We start from the raw sequence: 18,490 nt of genomic DNA on the forward strand, positions 1-18,490 counted from the left end.
TTTCTGTCTTTATCGCGCGCAATTGATGGGGGTCGCCGTGCCTTCGCCTGGGCCACAATGTGCCAAAAAAAGGCGCTGCATGTGCAGCGCCCGAACCTGCGGTATCTGGGGTCAGTACCGAGGAGACAAACCGGAAGATGATCTGTGCCGCTCAGAAAGCGGCGCTGTGTGCGGCCAGCACAGGGTTGCCTTGCAAGGCCGTGGAGCTGCGCCCGTCTGCACCCTCAGGCACGGTGCCGACCAAGGTGGTGCGATAGAGCTGGCGGTCAAAGTCGAGGTCAAAAATGTCTTGCGGTGCGACGTGGGCGGTCGAGCGGTTGTCCCAAAACGCGATGGAGCCGCTCTCCCACTTGAAGCGCACGGTGAATTCGCTGCGCACCGCGTGTTCCCACAGCAGCTCCTGCAGCACGCGGCTTTCGCGGGTGCGCAGGCCCGAGATGGTTTTGAGGAAGCTGGGGCTGATGAACAAGACTTTTTCCCCGGTTTCCGGGTGCAAGGTGACCAGCGGGTGTTCGCTGACGAGCGTGTTTTCTTGAATCAGCGCCAGGTATTCGGCGGTGGGGTTGGCACCTGCCGGGGGGCTGAAGCGGTGCTCACCACGCAGGGTGTGCAAAAACGCTTTCAGCGGCTCAGACAGCGCTTCATACGCGGCCACCAGATTGGTCCATTGGGTATCGCCGCCATAAGGGGGAATGGTCACGCCACGCAGAATGGAGCCTGCGGGTGGGTTGACGGCAGCGGTCACATCGGTGTGCCAGCCTGTCCAGGGGCGGCGTTCGGGCTCGCTGCCATAGCTGTTGGCCCGGCGGTGTTTCGCGATGGAGTACAGCGCAGGGTGGCCATCCACATGGCCAAACACCGGGTGGCCAATGGTCAGCTCGCCAAACTGGCTGGAAAACGCCACATGCTGTTCATGGCTGAGGTGCTGCTCCCGGAAAAAAACCACTTTCCATTGCAGCAATGCCGAGCGAATGGTGTGCACCTCGGCCGTGGTCAGCGGCTGGCGCAGATCCACACCGCTGATCAGCGCGCCAATATGCGCCGATTGTGGGGTGACGGTGAGGTGGGGTGTGGCGCTCTGGGCATCCTGCAGGCGTTGCTGCAGCAGTTGGCGTGGTGCAAGGTTCAAGGGGGCATTCATGGTGGGGCTCCAGTCATCAAAAAATGGGGGGCTTAGCGTGGGTTGGCTTGGGCCACGCGCTGGGTGGTGGCGGGCAGCAGGCCCAGTTCGCTCAGCAGGGCATGGTCTGCCGTCACCTGCTTGCGCACCAGCTGGGCTGTGGCTTCCGGGCCCTGGAACCACGGCTCCCACTGGTTCAGGCGCACAAAGTCCAGCCATTCCTGGCTGGCGGTGACCTTGCGCAGGGCCTGCAGCCAGTAGGCCCGTTGTGCGGGCGTGGCACCGGGGGCGGTCAGCACGCCCTGGAACGATTCGCTGACGTAGTTCACGCCTTGTTCTTTCCACGTGGGGGCGTCGGCAAAGTAGCCGCCCAGGCGCTGGTCGGCAGCAATCGCCAGTACACGCACGCGCTTGGACTGCAGATAGGGCAGCAGATTGGGGGTGGTGGCAGACACCACATCCAGGTGCCCCCCCACCAGCGCATTCATGGACTCTGCCGAGGATTTGTAGGGCACGATGCGCAGCCCCAGAATGTCAACGCCAGCTTGCTTGAGCGGCTGCGCTGCACCCAGGTGGATGTGGTTGCCCAAGGTCTGCGCAATGCCAATTGAGTACTTGGCCGGGTCTTGCTTGAGGGCATCAATCAGATCCTGGGCGGTGTGCAGCGGCGAATCGGCGCGCACCACCACGGTGACAAATTCTCGGAACAAGGTGGCAACGGGCTGGGCTTTTTGCAGATGGGCGGGCAGCGCGTTTTGCGCCAAGCTGTTGCCGTAGCCGGTGCTCAGCGTCATCAGCGTATGGGCATCTGCGCTGGAACGGTGCAGGGCCTCCAGCGCCACAATGCCGTGCGCCCCCGATTTGTTGGTGACCACAAAGCTGGGGGCATAACCGTCCCGGATCAGCAGTTCAGTGAGTTTGCGCGCCGCCACATCCAGGGCGGCGCCCGCCCCGCTGGGGACGATGAATTCCGGCGTCTTGGTGGGTTTCCAGTCTTGCGCCTGGGCGGTCTGCCAAGGCAGTGCCAGCGCGCAGGCCATGGCCACGCAGCCCAGGCTGCGGCGCAGAAAAAGGTGGTGGGTGAATGGGGTGGGCGTGGCATGCATCGAGCGGTTCCTTTGTGTTCACAACACAGCACATTGCTGCTGAAAACAGACTGTAGAAACCGCGCTGCATTAAAGGAACGAATGTTTTCGCATGTCCAAGCGCGTAAACCGCCTAAGCCAGATTGCTTATTTGCTTGTTCACATAGTCCATATGCGCGGGGCGGTGCCGCTCAGGCACCAGTGCTGTTCGCGCCAGCACACGCGCACCTGTTGCCACAGCTGCATCAGGGGCTCGACCACTGGTGCCAGGCCGCGCAGCACCAGCATGTGGTCATTGGGGGCGGTAATGCCGCACCAGGCCCCTTGGGGGTGCGCATCCAGGACGGCACGGGTGGCATCCAGCAACTGCTCACGCTGCGGGCGCGACAGCGGGGTACCGCAGGCCAGCAGCATGCTGCCCATGCAGCGCTGGCCTGCCAGGCCCAGCGCACCGTCCATCAGCAGGGCATCGTCTGCGCGCACGCTGCCGTGCTCCAGCCAGCGCCCTGGCCATTCCATGTGCTGGGTGAAGGACCCTTGCACAAAAGGCTCGTTGGCGTGCGGCAGGCCAAAAGCGGTGATGTCCCAGGCGATCAGCTCGGCCCCTTCGGCCAGATCCAGGTTCAGCCGATTGTGGGCATCGCACTGGGTGTAGGCAATGGCTTCCAGGGGCAGCCATTCCAGCTTGGCGCCGGCTTCCAGCTGCAGCCGGGTTTGCTGGGTGGCCGGGGCACCGCTGGATTTGTAAAAACGCGTGGCACCCGGTGTGGTGACCAGTGCGTGGGCACCGGCTTGCACGCGCGCAGTGATGTCCAGCGTGTCGCCACTGACCAGCCCCCCCGGTGGGTGGACCAGCACGTTGTGGCAAATGCCATCACCTTCCGGGTAGAGGCTGCGCAGCACGCGCAGGGGGCCGTCATGGCGAAAGTGCACGCGTGTGCGTGCAGCATGGAGGGAGTAGTCGAGATCGAGTTGAGCAAGCCAGGGCATGGCAACAGCCAAGCAAGAAATGCGCCTGTTGCACCAAATCAGGGCGGTGCGTGGGCGCTGCGCTGGTGCCGGTCATCGGGGGAGAACCAGCTGTCCTCATACACCGCCAGGGCCTCGTCCACCAGGCAGGGGCCTGCGCATTCCACCGCCTGTGCAGCGCTGGCAAACACGTCGTGGCAGCTCAGCTGAATGGGGCGCAGGTCGGGCCGAATGTGCTGCAGGCGCTGCCAGTCCAGCCCATAGACCACGCGGCGCAGGCCGACGGCGCAGATGGCGCTGGCACACATGGCGCAGGGCTCTGCGCTGCAGTACAGCGTGGCGTGGGCCAGCACTTCGGCGGGCAGGCGCGCTGTGCCCAGCTGGCGCACCGCATTCATTTCGGCGTGGCCGGTGCTGTCACCGGTTTCCTGGGTGTTGCTGAAGGCCTCGGCCAGGATGCGGCCGTTGTCTGCCACCACGATGGCGCCAAAAGGCCGGTTGCCGCGAATGCGTGCGGCATTGGCCCAGACAAACGCCTGGCGCAACCAGTGGCTGTCAGGCTCGTTCAAGGGGAGTTCGTCTTCCGGGGGCATCTGGTCGGCGTGGCTGTTGGACTGGAAAAAGCGAGCGTGCATGGTGGCCTTTCCTGAGGGGGGAGCTGCGCGTGGCCACCGTGCACCCGCTGTGGGTGCTGCACCGTGGCCTTTGCTGCCATCAATGCACAGGCCGTGCCAGAGACGATGGCCCAGCGTAGGGCGGTGTGGTGGAAATTTGTAAGCTGATGTGAGACACCCTGTCGGCGCTGGCCCAGTCATGCAGCGCAAGGCCTGTTCATGCACGTTGTGTCATTGAAAAAGAGAGCTGCTGGCGTAGGTGCATCAAGCGCTAGAGGCCTTTTTTATCAATATGGTGCAGCGGATGCTCGCCACCGGTGCGCAGTGTGTAGATACGGCGAAAAGGTGGTGCAAGGCCGGCTGCGTATTGGCCGCTAATCTATTCGGCGTTGGCTTGGCAAAAGCAACAACAATTCGCGTGCCAAGCCAGTCAGGGATGGGGATCTATATCGTCAATTGGGTGTGATGCAACCACATAGAACTTAGCGGCCAGGTCAAAGGTCATCGAGGCGGCATGTCACAAAACGACCCGCTTCGGTCATTCAGCCAAGGAATGCATCATTCGGCGCGTAGGCACTCTTCAAAATACATGCACATCCTGCCTTGCATCCGTGCACTGCAGACTTACCAGTAAACTCCGCCTAGCTTCACAGGAGAGAACATTGAACCTCGAAAACGTCTTTGGTGTCAGTCGTGATCAAATCGCCACCTACATTGAGCGTGAGCATGTTGATAACGCTCTGAAGTCGGCTCTGAAAGATACCCGTCAGATCCTTATTTACGGGTCGGGAAAACTTCCCTTCTGCACCGGCATGTTGCCTCAGAGCAGCGTGTGACTGTTCATTGTGGTCCCACGACAACCGCTGAAGACATTTATCGGTCATTTTTGCGTCAACGTGGTGTTGAGATAGTTACAGAGAAGTCGTCTGGGTCATCGCGCGATATGGGCGTCACAATTTCCGCCAAATTCACTGCAATGATCCCGCTTTTTGGTAATGGGAGTGCCGAATCTAAAGGTGAAGTGAGGGCTGGTGCCAAGCAAGATGAGAAGCGTAAGGCAATCGAGTTCAACCTAGCTAACGCTCAAGATGTTGGCGAATTGCTGCACCAAGTCCCTGGATCGAGTGATTTTTTCTACGTGCTCGAAAACTTTCACTACCTTACGGACGTTGTTCAGCGCCAAATGGCATTTGATCTTCGCACTTTCGAGGAAATGGGGATTCGCTTCATTATTTTGGGTGTTTGGCGCGAGCGCAACCGAATGGTTCAATACAACGGAGATCTTCAAGACCGCATCGCAGAAGTGCCAGTGGAGCCTTGGGAGATACCGGACTTTCAGCACATTTCAGACGTGGGCTCAAAAATATTGCGAGTTACTTTTTCACGTGAAATCAGTGATCGAATCTTCACTGAAGCTCATGGTTCCGTGGCTGTAGTTCAGGAGCTATTGAAGAAATTGTGTGAAAAGGCTGGGGTCACAGAATCCATAGCCCAACACCAACCTGTGAATAGTATTGATGACAATGCCCTGCTTGACGCTGCAATTGAAGACAAAGTTTCAGAATATTCGGCGCGCCATGTTCGGAGTCTCGAATCAATAGCTGCCGGTTCCCGTGCGCGTCGTGCAACAGACGATACTGCGGCCCTTTTTCTTCCTTATCACCTCGTGCGTGTGATGGTACATCGCTCGTACAACGAACTGAAAGACGGTATTGAGCGCAAGACTCTTCAGCAGTTGATCCAAGAGCAGCATAGGACGCCTGACAATGTAAGGACGTCAGACGTCACTGGTATGTTGTCCCGCCTAGCAACGCTTCAAGCGAATCAGAATATTGTCCCGCCGCTTTTCGACTTTGATCCTGGGACGCGCCGGGTCAAGGTGGTTGACTCGACACTGTACTTTTTCATCGACAACTGCAGCCCAGAAGATGTTATGTCAGAGATACCTCACCCAGATCCCGAGCCTGAGATCAATCCGGATGTAGCGTGAAGCCTTTGATTGGGGTTGGGAGTTAAATAACAACGACTGCTTCTGGCCGATAGCTGCCAGAAGCAGTTGCAACAGCGCAGCGGTTCAAATGTGCAGTGCTGCCATCGCGTTCCAGCATTCACAGCCTGATCCACTGCGTAATGAGGTGGTGGATGTGAGGTGGTACCCTGCGAGCGCTTGGTGAATGGGGCACATCCACCGCAGACAAAAAAAGGCCTGCACAAGGCAGGCCAAAGTCGAGGTAAGAGGAGGCGGCCATGCCGCCAGCGATGCCTTAGTGGTTGTTGGAGCCGCGGTGGGCCCAGCCGGTGGTGCGTTTTTCTACCCAGCTGAACAGTTCGTACATGGCCATGGCCATGACACCGACCACCAGCAGACCCGCAAAGGCCAGGCCCATTTGCATGGACGAGCCCGCCGAGATCAGCAAATAGCCAATGCCTTCGTTGGCGGCGGTCATCTCCGAGACGGTGGTGCCCACAAAAGCCAGGGTGATGGCCACTTTGAGCGAGCCGTAGAAGTAGGGCAGCGAGCGGGGCAGGCCGACCTTGATCAGTACATCCCAGCGCTTGGCGCCCAGCACGCGCAGCACGTCTTCCAGCTCAGGCTCTAGCGTGGCAAGGCCGGTAGCAATGTTGACGGTGATGGGGAAGAAACTGATCAGGAAAGCCGTGAGGATGGCCGGGCCCACACCAATACCGAACCAGACCACCAAAATGGGCACGAACGCGGCCTTGGGCAGGGCGTTGAAGGCGGTCATCAAGGGGTAGACGGCGGCATAGGCCAGGCGCGAGCTGCCAATCAAAAAGCCCAGCAGCACGCCCACCACAATCGCCAGACCAAAACCGGCCATGGTGACCCAGAAGGTGCGCCAGGCGTGGGCAGCAATGACGGTGTGGTATTCGAAGAAGTCTTTGAGAATCAGCGCCGGGCTGGGGAAGATGAAGGGCGAGACCTGAAAGGCCGCGCACAGCACCTGCCACAGCAGCACCACGGCCAGCAGCAAGATCCAGGGCGACCAGCGCTCCAGCTGTTTGTTGTTGAGCTTGTACATCGTTGTTTCCTGCCCTTATTGGTTGATGACGGCGCCGTCTCTGCGCATGGCACCAATGTGGCCGCGCAGCTCCAGCACGATGTCGGTGAACGTCTTGGTGTAGGTCAGCTCCAGATCGCGGGGGCGAGGAAAATCAATGTCTCGCTTGACGACAAAGCGGCCCGGGCTTTTGCTCATCACGTAGACGGTGTCGGCCAGAAACACGGATTCGCGCAGGTCGTGCGTCACCAAAATCACGTTGAACTGCTGCTCGGCATGCAGGTCGCGCAAGATGCACCACAGCTCTTCACGCGTGAAAGCGTCGAGCGCGCCAAAGGGCTCGTCCAGCAGCAGCATCTTGGGTTCGTGGATCAGCGCGCGGCAGATGCTGGCGCGCTGCTGCATGCCGCCCGACAGCTGCCAGGGGAATTTGTCTTCATAGCCACCCAGCCCCACTTTTTTGAGCAGGTTGCGGGCGCGCTCTTCGTATTCTTTGCGCTTGGCTTTGAACTGGCTGCGGTGGGGTTCCACAATTTCCAGCGGCAGCAGCACGTTGTCGACCGTGGTGCGCCAGGGCAGCAGCGAGGGCGACTGGAAGGCCATGCCGGAAATCTTCAGCGGGCCCGTTACCGGCTGGCCATCAATCAAAATTTTGCCCATGGAGGGCATGCGCAGGCCGGTGGCCAGCTTCATGAACGTGGATTTGCCGCAGCCCGAGGGGCCGACGATGGCGATGAATTCGCCTTGCTTGACCTGCAGGTCAATGGCTTCGACGGCAAAGTGATTCTGTGCCAGCAACTCGTCGTTGTAGGCCAGCCAGACATCACGGAAATCTACGAAAGGGGATTCGGCAGCGCTGTGCATGCGTTCTCTTCACTCAGTGCGCCCGCCCGCCAGGGCAGCGGCGGTGGGCGCAGGGTTGGGGTGTGGCTTACTTCTTGGGCAAGATGTCCAGCTCTGTCGCTGGGGGCAGGAAGCTGTCGTTCCACACCACGCTGGGGTTGATGCGGGTCTTGGTGCCGTAGGCGTCCGAGACTTCCGAGGCCATCAGCGACAGGCGGCTGCTGTTCAGGCGGCCAAAGCCTTCCTTGCGGGCGTCGGCGCTGTTGACCACGGTGTCAATCGCCAGCTGCAGGCGGCGGGTTTCCAGCGCTGCATTGGCGATGCCGTCACGCGCTTTCACGTACTGGATGGCATCGGCCGGCTTGGCAATGACTTCCTTGGAGCCCTTGGTGAAGGCCGACAGGAATTTCTTGATCGCTTCAGGGTTTTCTGCAATCAGCTTGGGGCTGGCAATGATGACGTTGCCGTAGTGCTTGACGCCGTGGTCGGCGTACTGCATCAGCACCACGTCTTCGGCCTTCACGCCGCGCGCTTCAATGTTGAGCAAGCTGGTGAAGGTAAAGCCGGTGATGGCGTCCACATCGCCGCGCACCAACATGGTTTCACGCAGCGGTGGGTCCATGGAGGTCCAGGTCACGTTGTTGATCTTGTTGGCCTTGGCAAACGTGGGGAAGGCTTTGCGGCCCGCATCAAACACGGGGGCGCCGAGTTTTTTGCCGCTCAAGTCCGCCACGGTTTTGATGCCGCTTTTCTTGAGTGCCATGACTGCAGCAGGCGTGTTGTTGTAGACCACCATCACGGCTACGGGCTTGTTGGGGGCATCGACGTTGTTTGCATGAAACTCCATCAGCGAAGCCATGTCGGCAAAGCCCATGTCGTAGGTGCCCGAGGCTACGCGCTGCACGGCAGCACCCGAGCCGTTGCCCGCATCGATCGATACATCCAGGCCCGCTTGCTTGAAGTAGCCCTTGGCTGCGGGCTGCAGGAACAGGGCCGATGGACCTTCAAAACGCCAGTCCAGCAGGAATTTGATGGGGGTGCTTTGGGCGTGGGCCACGCCGAAACTGCCGGCCAAAGCCAGGGCAGCGGTTGCTTGCAAGAAAGTGCGTTTTTGCATGAAGACTCCTGGGGATGCAAGGTGGTTGAACACTGCCGCTGCGTTGCCACGTTCAACAGGGCGCGGCGGGGTGGTGCCCAGGGAGTGAGCAAAAGCTGTGCCTGTTTTTTGTATGCACTTTTTGTATGGGGATAGGGCGGGTGTGCCAGCACTTGGTGCAGGCTGCACCAAGGTGACAGCGCAGCAGGTGCAAACCCTTAAAAATGGTGCAATGCAGCAAGTGGCTGCACCCTTGTGAGACACGCCCATGGCACGCATTCAGCTTCCTGACTTTGATGACGCAGTGTTTGGCACCGTTTTGGTGTGCCCGCCGCCGCTGCACCCCGGTGCGCATACGGACAACGTACAGCTGCTGCAACTGGCATCGGTGGCGCGCTTTCGGTTTTTTGAATGGCTGGGTTACCGCGAAACCGATGTGGAAGGCGCCCAGATTTTTGTGGGCGACCAGGCCGTGCAGTACCGGGCTGAGGCATTCCCGCAGCAGACGGTCGAAGTGCAGATGGCCGTGCGCGATGTGGCGGGCAAAGGGTTTGATCTGGTCTACCGCCTGGTAGATGCCACCAGCGGCAGCCTGATCAGCCTGGGCAAGATCGGCATCGTCTGCGTGGACCCACAGAACCGACGCCCCTGCGTGGTGCCCGCCGCTTTCACGGCACGACTGCTGGATCTGGAGCCGCTGGCGCTGTTGCCCGTTTAAGCAGAATTCATAAAAAGAGAGCAACTAGTGCTGGTTGAATATGCTGTTCAGGTAGAAAAGAATCTGAAGCGCAATCAGGACGAGCGCTAGCTGCTCTGGTTTTTAATGTGCCTGTGCCCAAAGCGCATCTGCCATGCGGCGGTGGGTGTGAATGATGTGTTGCAAATCCCCGGTCTGCAGCTGCCCGCCGGCCACCACCACGCGCCCGTTGATCACGCTGGTGTGTGCATGGGTGGGGGTGCAGAACACCAGGGCGGCTACCGGGTCGTGGCCTGCGCCAGCGTAGCCAATCTGCTGCATATCGAAGGCCACCCAATCGGCCGACATGCCCGGTGCCAGCGCACCAATATCGTCCCGGTTAAGTACCTTGGCACCACCCAGCGTGGCAATCTCCAGCGCTTGGCGCGCCGTCATGGCGGCGGGGCCGTGGCCCACGCGCTGCAGCAGCATGGCCTGGCGCACCTCGCCCAGCATGTGCGCGCCGTCGTTCGATGCGCTGCCATCTACCCCCAGGCCCACGGGCACCCCGGCATCGCACATGCGGCGAATCGGTGCAATGCCCGATGCCAGCCGCATGTTCGAGCACGGGCAGTGCGCCACGCCCGTGCCCGTGCGCGCAAACAGGCGAATGCCGTCTTCATCCAGCTTGACGCAGTGCGCGTGCCACACGTCAGGCCCCACCCAGCCCAGGCTCTCGGCATACTGCGCCGGGGTTTGGCCAAATTTTTCGAGCGAGAAGGCTACGTCGTTGTCGTTCTCTGCCAAGTGCGTGTGCAGTGATACACCATGCGCACGCGCCAAGGTGGCGGATTCGCGCATCAGGTCGCGCGTGACGGAGAACGGCGAGCACGGTGCCAGCACCACGCGCAGCATGGCGTGGCGGCGGTTGTCGTTGTATTGCTCAATCAAGCGCAGGCTGTCGCGCAAGATGGCGCTTTCCTCTTCCACCACGCTGTCGGGCGGCAGGCCACCCTTGCTGCGGCCCAGGCTCATGGAGCCGCGTGCTGCGTGAAAGCGCATGCCCATGGCGCGGGCAGCATCGATGGCATCGTCCAGCCTGGCGCCGTTGGGGTACAGGTACAGGTGGTCGCTGGTGGTGGTGCAGCCCGAGAGCATCAGCTCAGCCATGGCGGTTTGCGTGCTGGCGTAAATCATCTCTGGCGTCAGGTGTGACCACAGCAGATACAGGTTTTGCAGCCAGCCAAACAGTTCCGCATCTTGCGCGGCGGGTACGGCGCGCGTGAGGCTTTGGTACATGTGGTGGTGGGTGTTGACCAGGCCCGGTATCACCACCTTGCCGCGCATATCCAGCACCTGCGCGCTGCCATCATCGATTAACGCTTGGTAGTGCGCGGGCAGTTCGTTGCTGGGGCCCACCCACTGCACGGCGGGGCCGTCAGTCACCAGGGCTCCGTCTGGGATTTCGCGCCGCTGCGCATCCATGGTTACCAGTACATCTGCATGCAGTGCGATTACGGTCATTGCTCTTTCCTTAGGCGGTTCAGTGCGTGTACATGGTGTACACCGTGTGTATGCACATGGGCAAGCAAGAGTTGCGCCATTGGTAGTGGCCACGGGGGAGGGGGCAAGGGGTCGCGCGCATGACATGGCACAAGCAATACGTGCATCTACACTGATTTGCGCACCTGCCCATTGCGGGTGCAGGAGACATGCATGCCCCGCCACGCCCCCACAACCACCTCGGCCAACCCGCAGGCCGCCCCCGCACAACCGCGCAGCACCGATGTGCGCTGCACCTGCTTTATGGTGCGCAGCCTCTCGCGCAAGATCACGCAGCTGTATGACGACACACTGGCGCCCAGCGGCCTCAAAGGCACGCAGTTCAGCCTGTTGCTGCAGGCACGCACCCGGCGCGGTCAGGCGCCGCTGACGGTGTCTGCTCTGGCCGCTGTGCTGCATACCGATCGCACCACCATGACGCGCAATCTGCGCACGCTGGAGCAAGCAGGCTGCATCACGCTGCAAGCGGGGGCTGATGCGCGCAGCCGCTGTGTGGTGGTGACAGCGGCGGGCGAGGCAGCCTTTCGCCAGGCACTGGGCCTGTGGAAGCAGGCGCAGGCCCAGATTCGCACCCTGTGCGGGGCCGAGCAAATCATGGCGCTGGAGCAGCTGGTCGATCATTTGCTGCCGCGCATGGCCGCTGTGCAGGAGGCCGCGCAATGAGCGCTAGTGCGGCCTTGCCCGCCGCCAGCCACCCTTTGCTGCGCGGCGCGATTTTGCCCACGCTGCTGCGCTTATCGATTCCGAACATGGTGGCCATGGGCATGGCCGTGCTGGTGGCGGTGGCCGAGACGTATTACGTGGGGCGTTTGGGCACCTCATCGCTGGCGGCCATGGCGCTGGTGTTTCCGCTGGCCATGCTCACGCAAATGATGAGCAACGGCGCCATGGGCAGCGGCGTGTCTTCGGCCATCAGCCGTGCCCTGGGGGCGGGCGATAAGGACAAGGCCTCGGCGCTGGCCGTGCACGCCATCGTGATTGGTGGCGTGGTGGGCCTGTTGTATGCACTGCTGTTGGTGCTGTGCGGTGGCGTGTTTTACCGCTGGCTGGGCGGGCAAGGCGAGGTGCTGTCGATTGCCACCGGCTTTGGCCGTGTGCTGTTCAGCGGTGCGGTGCTTGTGTGGCTGTGCAACACGCTGGCTTCGGTGGTGCGTGGCACGGGCAATATGCAGTGGCCTTCGGCGGTGATTTTTGCCGCGTCCATCGTGCAGATTCTGGTGGGCGGTGGTCTGGGGCTGGGCATCGGGCCGCTGCCGCGTTGGGGCATGTCGGGGGTCGCGCTGGGCAACATCGTCGCCATGCTGCTGGCAGTGCTGGGGCTGGCCTGGTTTTTATGCTATGGGCAAGACAAGGTGGTGCTGCGCTGGCGTGCCACCCCGCTGTCGTGGCCGATGTTCCAAGACATCCTGCGTGTGGGCGCGTTTGCCTGCATTTCACCCGTGCAGACCTCGCTGGCCGCGCTGATTTTTACAGGCATGGTGGCGCGCCTGGGGCCGCAGGCGCTGGCGGGCTATGGCATTGGCCAGCGGCTGGAGTTTTTGCTCATTCCCATCGCCTTTGGCGTGGGCGTGGCGGCGGTGCCCATGGTGGGTATGGCCATGGGGGCAGGCCAGGTGCAGCGTGCCCGCCGTGTGGCGTGGACCGGGGGCTGGCTGGCCGCCGCCATCTTGGCGCTGCTGGGCGTGGGCGCGCTGCTGTGGCCCAGCGCCTGGTCGGCCATCTTTGCCAGCGATGTGCAGGTGCTGCACTACGCCAACCTGTATCTGCGCAGCCTGGGCCCGGTGTTTGGCCTGTTTGGCATGGGGCTGGTGCTGTACTTTTCGTCGCTGGGGGCGGGCTATGTACGTGGCCCGGTCTTGGCGGGCAGTGTGCGTTTGGCGCTGGTGGTGGGTGCCGCCGTGTGGCTGGCTGTGGGCGGCAGCACCAGCGTGCAGGGGCTGTTCCTGCTGTCTGCCTTGGCCATGGCGCTGTATGGCCTGTGTACGGCTTGGGCGGTGTACCGCACGCCCTGGCACGTGCAACAACGATAGTGGCCAGCGCCCAAAGAAAAAGGGTTTCAGCCACAAAGTGAACTGAGACCCTTGATTCAAAAGCGCAGGCTGCTACTTTTTACGTATTAAGGCTGGCTGCAAGAGCTATCCAGCCCCGCCATGCCGGCCATTTTTTGCAAGCTGCTGCGCTGCTGCAAGCAGGTCTGCAAACGTGCTTGCTCGGCTTGCTGCTGTGCCAGTTGGGCGGCCTGGGCGCGCTGCATCTGTAGCTTGGCCACTTTGTCGCGCAGCTGTGGCATCACGGCCAGAGCGGCTTTCTCGCCTTCCACAATGGCTTGGGCGCGCTGGGTAAAGTCGGCGGCGCCAATGTCCAGTACCTTGGGGCGCACGGTGATGTCGGCGCGGGCCAGCTCGGCCTGACCGAGCTTGTGCCCCATGATGGCCAAAGACTGGTTCATGGTGCCCAGCATGTTGCTGGGCTTTTGGCCACGCGGTTTGTCCGAAATGTCGACAGCAATCACGATGTCGGCGCCCAGCTCTCTCACCGCATCCACGGGCACCGGGCTGACCACGCCGCCATCCACATAGTGCTGCTCGCCGATCTGTACGGGCTCAAACACCCCGGGAATGCTGCTGGAGGCGCGTACCGCCTGGCCCGTGTTGCCCTTGGCAAACACGGTGCGCTTGCCGTCTTCCAGCCGGGTGGCGATGGCCACAAAAGGCTTGCTCAGCTTGTCCAGGGGCTGGTTTTTCACCTGGGCGTTGACATAGTCCTGCAGCTTCTGGCCTTTGACCAAACCGCCGGTGGACCACTGCAAATCGCGAATGCTGGCTTCATCCAGGGCCACGGCCTTCTCTTGCAGCTCAAAGGCATTCATGCCGCTGGCATACATCGCGCCCACCACGCTGCCTGCGCTGGTGCCCGCCACCACCTCGGGCGTAAAGCCATTGGCTTCCAGCATCTTGATCACGCCAATGTGCGCAAACCCTTTGGCCGCACCGCCGCCCAGCGCAATGCCAATGCGCAGGGGCTGCGTGGCGGTCGATGCGCTGGGGCTGGCGTTGGGCTTGCTGGGCACACTGCCGCAAGCGGCCAGCAGCAATGCGCTGGCACAGGCCAAGGGGCGAAGGAAATTCTGACAATGCATGGCGAAATCTTGCATAAAACCCGGATGCTGCACGGCACATGCCCTGAAAAACGCTGCTGGCCTTGTGTGCTTGTGTCCATGAAAAAACCCGCAATCTCCAGAAAGAAAGCGGGTTTTAGAGATTTTTAAGAGCGCTTGGCTGCTGGATTGGTCCCCTCGACAGGAATCGAACCTGTATCTGACCCTTAGGAGGGGCCCGTTCTATCCATTGAACTACAAGGGGACGCGGGCGCTATTGTAAGTGTTGCACGCGAGGCAGCAGATAAAGCGCTGGCTGCCAGCCTCGCGGGTTCAGTCCTTGGTCTTCGTGTAGATCAAATCCACCGCCGTTTGCACGCCGGTCTGGCCGCGCAAGGTCAGGCGCTTGGACAGGTCGTAGAAGATGAAGAGCGTACCCATAGCCCCCGAGAGGCTTTGCTCATAGACCACATACAAGTCCTTGGACAAGCGCTTGCCCACGCTGACTGCTGCGTCCTGGGTGCCGTCTTCGCTGGGGCCTTTAAGGCCCACTTCATCCAGACCCAGCTGGCCGGCAAAGTTGCCGCCCGCCCCGCCGCCGCTGAGCAGAGCCAGCGCGGCTTGTTGCAGCAGTGCGGTTTCAGCACCGCCTGCGGCGGCGCTGCGGCCCATGACGATCCAGGACAGTTTTTCCGCATCTGACATTTCAGGTTCAGAGAACAGCGCAACACGTGGGGCGTTGGCACTGCCAGTGACTTTGACGCCAGCCCGCACCTCGATATTGGGGCGGATGGCAATGATGTCGATGGCAGGGTTGGCATAGGGGCCGCTGAAGCGGATGGTGCCGCTTTCCACGTCCAGCGATTGGCCCCAGGCGCGGTAGCGGCCGTTGACGGTGTGAATCTCACCCGTAATGCGCGGACCGTTGGTGACCTGCAACTGGCCTTCCAAACGTGTGGTGATGCCATAGCCTTGCAAGGCAAAGTCATTGCCCAGGTCCAGGTTGACCTGAATGTCCGGGGGCTTGACCGCTTGCACCGAGCCTGAGGCCTGCGCTGCCGCCTTGTCGGCCTTTTCCTGCGCCGCTTTGCGGCTGGCCGCAGAGGTGACGTGCACGTCGGAATCCAGTGAGGGGGCGGAGCTGTCAGCCAGCATGATGGCGGCGCGATCGACCTTGAGGTCACCGCGCAGGCTGACCTGGCCCTCATGCATGGCGGCATTCAGGTCACCGCTGACGCTCAGTTGCCGGTCGGCACGCACCAGCACCTGCAGGCGCTGGGCCACGGCGCGGATATCCATGCGAATGCCGGAGCTGCCTTCGGGCGCGTGCGGGTCAAACTCCACAAACCCGGTGCCGGTCAGCGTGCCGCCGTCCTTGGGGGCCGCGGTCAGGTTGCCGCTTTGGCCGAGGATGCGGGTGCTGCTGCCTTCACCACCTTGGAAATACAGCTCGGTAATGTCCAGGCGCGAGCCTTGCAGGTGTGTGCGCAGGCGGCCGGCTTTCAGGTCCACACCGTCCAGCAAAGACAGGATGCTGAGCGCATCGGCGCTGAGCTGGCCATTCCACTGCGGGGCGCTGCGGGTGCCGGAGATGGCGATGTCGGCGTTGAAGGTGCCGCCCACGCGCCAGCCAGGGGGGGCAAACAAGGCCCAGATGCCGATGTTGGGCAGGTTGGCTTTGACGTTGCCCGAGATGGCGGCGTTTTGCGGCCAGGCCCAGCCCTGCTTGCCGTGCTGCACCTGGCTGCGCAACTGGGCCTGCACTTGTCCAGCGCGCTCGGAGTTCCAGACCAGTTGTGCTTGCAAGTCATTGCCTTGGGCACCGATTTGCAGCTTCAGATCTTGCAGGCGTGCACGCATGCCGCGGTTGCTGCTGACAGCGCGCGAGCGTGCCTGCTGGGTGTCGGCATTGACTTCGCTGGCCCCCGAGCTGCGCACGGCGGTCACCGGCGGTGCGTCTGCGTCTTCGGCAGACAGGCGGATGTCACCGCTGGCGCGTTTCAGCAGCACATCGGCGCGCAATTGGCGGCCGGTGTTGTCAATGTCCCATTGGCCTTGCAACACCAGGTCACCACCGATGCCAGCGCTGGCCAGCAGGGCTTGCGTGGGGTCTGGATTGATGGCGTCTACCCATGCCAGTGGCACGTTCTGCAGGCGGCCCTTGGTTTGCAGGGTCCAGCCTCCATCACCGGCTTTGCGCAGTACCAGGGGTTCCCACTGCGCGCTGGCGTTTTGGCTGCCTGCGCTGGCAGGGGGCGTGATTTGCAGATGACCGGCGCTGGCTTGCAAGCGCGTATTGCGCACCGGGTTGCCCGTGGTGTGCTGACTGAGTGTGACCGGAGCTTCCAGCTGCGCACGCCAGGAGGTGGCGGCAGAGCCTTGCGGGCTCCACTGAGCGGTCAGCTGGTGAATCTGTGTTTGCCAGTCCGTGGCAGAGGCACCTTTTTGCGTCAGCAGGCCAGCGGTCAGGTGGGTGTCCAGTGCCATGGTCTGCGCATCGATCTGCGCTTTGCCTTGCAGGCGCAGGTTCAACGCTTCGGGGCTGCCCGTCGCTTGCAACTGCAGTGCCTGCAGCTCGGTGGCTGCACCGCTTGCAGGCAGGTAGCGCAGCTGTGGCGACTGCACCTTGGCCGTGATTTGCAGTCCGCTGGCCTGGATGGGGGCCGCCGGGTTTTGCAGGCGCTGCAGCAGGTGGCTCCAGCCGCCGCGCCATTGCAACTGGGCCGTGGCGCTGCCTTGCAGCTTGGCACCTGCCAATGGATCACCGCCCAGTGGCAAGCGCGTCAGCCACTGGCCCAGCTGCTCTGCGGAGGCCAGGTTCAGTGCCACATCCCCCTTGCCTGCCTGCGGGCCAGCATCCACGTCGATATCTACCTGGGCGCCGGGCACCTGGGCATGCAGCTTGCCTTGCATGGTCTGGGTCTGGGTGTCAAAGCGCAGGGCAGGTGTTTGCAGCTTGGCTTGCAGCGCATGGACGGACAGATTGCGCAGTTGCAGCAGCGGTGCCTGCCATGTGCCTTCAGCCTGGGCGGACTCCAGACGCAGCGCTTGGGCGGAGCGTGCCTGGCTGGCTTGCAGCTTGAGCTGGAATTGCACGCGCTGCTCGGCATCCGTTTCGGCCTGCAGGCGGCCGGAGATGGGTGCTGCATCGAGCGTGCTGTAGAGGTCTGCTGGGTTGACGGCTTGCAGGTCCGCCTGGCCTTGGACGGCCTGCGTTTGTGCGTTGAAGCTACCTTGGGCTTGCAGATGGGCATCGCCACGGGCGCCGAAATTCACGCGGGCGTTGTGCAGTGCCCAGGTCTGTGCCCCGTCGAAGCTGGCGTGTGCCGTGATGCTGCGCACGGGCAGGGCTTGCTTGTCCCAAGGGCCTGGAATGGTGTTGGCAAGGTCGGCATCCAGTTTCCAGCCACTGCCTTCAGGACCGGCCTGCACCGTGCCATTCAGGTCGGTGCGGGGCCCGCCGGGCATGAACAGCGCGGCATCAACATGGCGCAATGCGGCATGTGCCTGCTCCAGCGGTTGTGCCAGCCAGGGGCGAACCATTGCGGTGATATCTGCCGACAAGGCATCGCTGCGCGCAGCGGGTTGTGCGTCCGCATCGCCCTGGGTGTGCGCCTGTGCGCTCAGGTTCAGGCGGGCAGCTTCTGTGGCCAGTGTGCCTTCGACAGTGGCCTTGGCGGTGATGTCGAGCATCTGCTCCGGCTGGTTCGGCAAGGGCGCGCGGATGGCGCCTTCTACTGCGGCTTGCAGCTGCATGGGGGCTGCGGCCTGTAATTGCAGCTTGGCGCCATACAGCCCTTCGGCGTAGCGCAGGCTGCTGACTTCCAGCTCATGGTGGGTGCCGTCGTAGTGATAGCGGCCGTAGAGTTCGGTCACGACGGCTTCCGGTGGGCCTTCCCAGACCAGACGTTCGATGCGTACGGGTACATCCAGGCGCATCGGCAGCAGCAAGGACTGCAGAGGCTCGGTCGGGGTGTCTTCTTTGGGCTGGGGGGTGCTGCGAATGCGCAGCTCATCCATGTTCACACGACCAAAGCGCAATTCCCGGGAGAGCAGGGGTTGCAGGCGCCAGGCAATGTCTGCCCCTTTGATTTCCACCTGCAGCGCAGGGCTGGTCCAGCGCAGCCATTCGATGCGGCCACCAGCGCGCAGACTGCCTTCAATGCCGTTGGCTTCGAGCTTTTGGTCGGCGGGCATCCAGCTGGCGACGCGTGCCAGGGTGCGGCTGAGAGAGTCGGCCTGGCCTGCCCACCACCATGCCACGCCCAGCAGGCAGCACAGAGCAATCAGCAGCAGGGCTGTGCTCATCATCAGCCAGCGTAGCCAGCGCCGGCGGCGGCGTGGCTGCGCGGCAGCAGGGGCGGGGGACGTGGAAGTCTCCAGTTGAGGTTCTTGACGTTCTTGCAT

The 18,490-nt window shown here is 62.1% G+C and carries 15 protein-coding genes and 1 tRNA gene; 5 read left to right on the forward strand and 11 right to left on the reverse strand.

Translation table 11 applies throughout. The annotated features are described in order from the left end of the window. Positions 1-151: 151 nt before the first annotated feature. The 4 genes from AC27VO_RS02820 to AC27VO_RS02835 form a co-directional block, all read right to left on the reverse strand. Positions 152-1,141, reverse strand: coding sequence for a TauD/TfdA dioxygenase family protein (locus tag AC27VO_RS02820; RefSeq protein WP_488665183.1), 990 nt, complete (start codon positions 1,139-1,141; stop codon positions 152-154). 32 nt (positions 1,142-1,173) lie between these two features. Next, positions 1,174-2,226, reverse strand: coding sequence for a Bug family tripartite tricarboxylate transporter substrate binding protein (locus AC27VO_RS02825; protein ID WP_488665184.1), 1,053 nt, complete (start codon positions 2,224-2,226; stop codon positions 1,174-1,176). Positions 2,227-2,364: 138 nt separating this feature from the next. Further along, positions 2,365-3,195, reverse strand: coding sequence for an urease accessory protein UreD (locus tag AC27VO_RS02830; RefSeq protein WP_488665185.1), 831 nt, complete (start codon positions 3,193-3,195; stop codon positions 2,365-2,367). A 38-nt stretch (positions 3,196-3,233) separates the two neighbouring features. Beyond that, positions 3,234-3,809 carry a nucleoside deaminase gene (locus AC27VO_RS02835; protein ID WP_488665186.1) on the reverse strand — a complete coding sequence of 192 codons (576 nt, stop codon included), beginning with the start codon at positions 3,807-3,809 and terminating at the stop codon, positions 3,234-3,236. Positions 3,810-4,450: 641 nt separating this feature from the next. Here AC27VO_RS02835 and AC27VO_RS02840 point away from each other — a divergent pair. Together AC27VO_RS02840 and AC27VO_RS02845 are read left to right on the forward strand one after the other, a co-directional pair. Further along, positions 4,451-4,624, forward strand: a complete 174-nt coding sequence (locus AC27VO_RS02840; protein WP_488665187.1) for a hypothetical protein — start codon at positions 4,451-4,453, stop codon at positions 4,622-4,624. Further along, a complete protein-coding gene (locus AC27VO_RS02845; protein WP_488665188.1) occupies positions 4,621-5,778 on the forward strand; it encodes a hypothetical protein in 1,158 nt (385 codons plus the stop codon). Before AC27VO_RS02840 ends, AC27VO_RS02845 begins: the two co-directional genes overlap by 4 nt. Before the next feature lie 274 nt (positions 5,779-6,052). On the opposite strand, the gene AC27VO_RS02850 is transcribed toward AC27VO_RS02845, so the two are convergent. From AC27VO_RS02850 to AC27VO_RS02860, 3 genes are all read right to left on the reverse strand, one after another. Further along, the gene (locus tag AC27VO_RS02850; RefSeq protein ID WP_488665189.1) at positions 6,053-6,829 is read right to left on the reverse strand and encodes an ABC transporter permease; all 777 of its coding nucleotides are present in this window, start codon (positions 6,827-6,829) and stop codon (positions 6,053-6,055) included. Positions 6,830-6,844: 15 nt separating this feature from the next. Beyond that, positions 6,845-7,672, reverse strand: a complete 828-nt coding sequence (locus AC27VO_RS02855; RefSeq protein WP_488665190.1) for an ABC transporter ATP-binding protein — start codon at positions 7,670-7,672, stop codon at positions 6,845-6,847. Positions 7,673-7,739: 67 nt separating this feature from the next. Continuing rightward, a complete protein-coding gene (locus AC27VO_RS02860) occupies positions 7,740-8,768 on the reverse strand; it encodes an ABC transporter substrate-binding protein (protein ID WP_488665191.1) in 1,029 nt (342 codons plus the stop codon). A 247-nt stretch (positions 8,769-9,015) separates the two neighbouring features. Here AC27VO_RS02860 and AC27VO_RS02865 point away from each other — a divergent pair, with 247 nt between their 5' ends. Then, positions 9,016-9,465, forward strand: a complete 450-nt coding sequence (locus tag AC27VO_RS02865; protein WP_488665192.1) for an acyl-CoA thioesterase — start codon at positions 9,016-9,018, stop codon at positions 9,463-9,465. Between the two features lie 102 nt (positions 9,466-9,567). Here the strand turns inward: AC27VO_RS02865 and AC27VO_RS02870 are convergent, their stop codons facing one another. Further along, entirely contained in the window at positions 9,568-10,947 is a 1,380-nt protein-coding gene (locus AC27VO_RS02870; protein WP_488665193.1) for an 8-oxoguanine deaminase, read from the reverse strand. 192 nt (positions 10,948-11,139) lie between these two features. Between AC27VO_RS02870 and AC27VO_RS02875 the strand changes: the two genes are divergently transcribed. Together AC27VO_RS02875 and AC27VO_RS02880 are read left to right on the forward strand one after the other, a co-directional pair. Next, entirely contained in the window at positions 11,140-11,649 is a 510-nt protein-coding gene (locus tag AC27VO_RS02875) for a MarR family winged helix-turn-helix transcriptional regulator (RefSeq protein ID WP_488665194.1), read from the forward strand. Beyond that, positions 11,646-13,016 (forward strand): MATE family efflux transporter, encoded by a 1,371-nt coding sequence (locus tag AC27VO_RS02880; RefSeq protein WP_488665195.1) that lies wholly within the window; start codon positions 11,646-11,648, stop codon positions 13,014-13,016. Before AC27VO_RS02875 ends, AC27VO_RS02880 begins: the two co-directional genes overlap by 4 nt. A gap of 86 nt (positions 13,017-13,102) precedes the next feature. On the opposite strand, the gene AC27VO_RS02885 is transcribed toward AC27VO_RS02880, so the two are convergent. The 3 genes from AC27VO_RS02885 to AC27VO_RS02895 form a co-directional block, all read right to left on the reverse strand. Continuing rightward, positions 13,103-14,125: a patatin-like phospholipase family protein gene (locus tag AC27VO_RS02885; RefSeq protein WP_488665196.1), complete on the reverse strand. Its 1,023-nt coding sequence runs from the start codon at positions 14,123-14,125 to the stop codon at positions 13,103-13,105. A gap of 148 nt (positions 14,126-14,273) precedes the next feature. After that, positions 14,274-14,348 (reverse strand) — tRNA-Arg (locus AC27VO_RS02890). A 68-nt stretch (positions 14,349-14,416) separates the two neighbouring features. Next, positions 14,417-18,490, reverse strand: a complete 4,074-nt coding sequence (locus tag AC27VO_RS02895; RefSeq protein ID WP_488665197.1) for a translocation/assembly module TamB domain-containing protein — start codon at positions 18,488-18,490, stop codon at positions 14,417-14,419.

Source organism: Comamonas sp. 14P8.1.4 (assembly GCF_057799285.1).

What these genes read in the sequence shown, in the direction of transcription:
- AC27VO_RS02855 (WP_488665190.1), bottom strand. Translation starts at nt 7,672, where the DNA reads ATGCACAGCGCTGCCGAATCCCCTTTCGTAGATTTCCGTGATGTCTGG.
- AC27VO_RS02850 (WP_488665189.1), bottom strand. Translation starts at nt 6,829, where the DNA reads ATGTACAAGCTCAACAACAAACAGCTGGAGCGCTGGTCGCCCTGGATC.
- AC27VO_RS02835 (WP_488665186.1), bottom strand. Translation starts at nt 3,809, where the DNA reads ATGCACGCTCGCTTTTTCCAGTCCAACAGCCACGCCGACCAGATGCCC.
- AC27VO_RS02865 (WP_488665192.1), top strand. Translation starts at nt 9,016, where the DNA reads ATGGCACGCATTCAGCTTCCTGACTTTGATGACGCAGTGTTTGGCACC.
- AC27VO_RS02860 (WP_488665191.1), bottom strand. Translation starts at nt 8,768, where the DNA reads ATGCAAAAACGCACTTTCTTGCAAGCAACCGCTGCCCTGGCTTTGGCC.
- AC27VO_RS02895 (WP_488665197.1), bottom strand. Translation starts at nt 18,490, where the DNA reads ATGCAAGAACGTCAAGAACCTCAACTGGAGACTTCCACGTCCCCCGCC.
- AC27VO_RS02830 (WP_488665185.1), bottom strand. Translation starts at nt 3,195, where the DNA reads ATGCCCTGGCTTGCTCAACTCGATCTCGACTACTCCCTCCATGCTGCA.
- AC27VO_RS02880 (WP_488665195.1), top strand. Translation starts at nt 11,646, where the DNA reads ATGAGCGCTAGTGCGGCCTTGCCCGCCGCCAGCCACCCTTTGCTGCGC.
- AC27VO_RS02875 (WP_488665194.1), top strand. Translation starts at nt 11,140, where the DNA reads ATGCCCCGCCACGCCCCCACAACCACCTCGGCCAACCCGCAGGCCGCC.
- AC27VO_RS02870 (WP_488665193.1), bottom strand. Translation starts at nt 10,947, where the DNA reads ATGACCGTAATCGCACTGCATGCAGATGTACTGGTAACCATGGATGCG.
- AC27VO_RS02825 (WP_488665184.1), bottom strand. Translation starts at nt 2,226, where the DNA reads ATGCATGCCACGCCCACCCCATTCACCCACCACCTTTTTCTGCGCCGC.
- AC27VO_RS02885 (WP_488665196.1), bottom strand. Translation starts at nt 14,125, where the DNA reads ATGCATTGTCAGAATTTCCTTCGCCCCTTGGCCTGTGCCAGCGCATTG.
- AC27VO_RS02820 (WP_488665183.1), bottom strand. Translation starts at nt 1,141, where the DNA reads ATGAATGCCCCCTTGAACCTTGCACCACGCCAACTGCTGCAGCAACGC.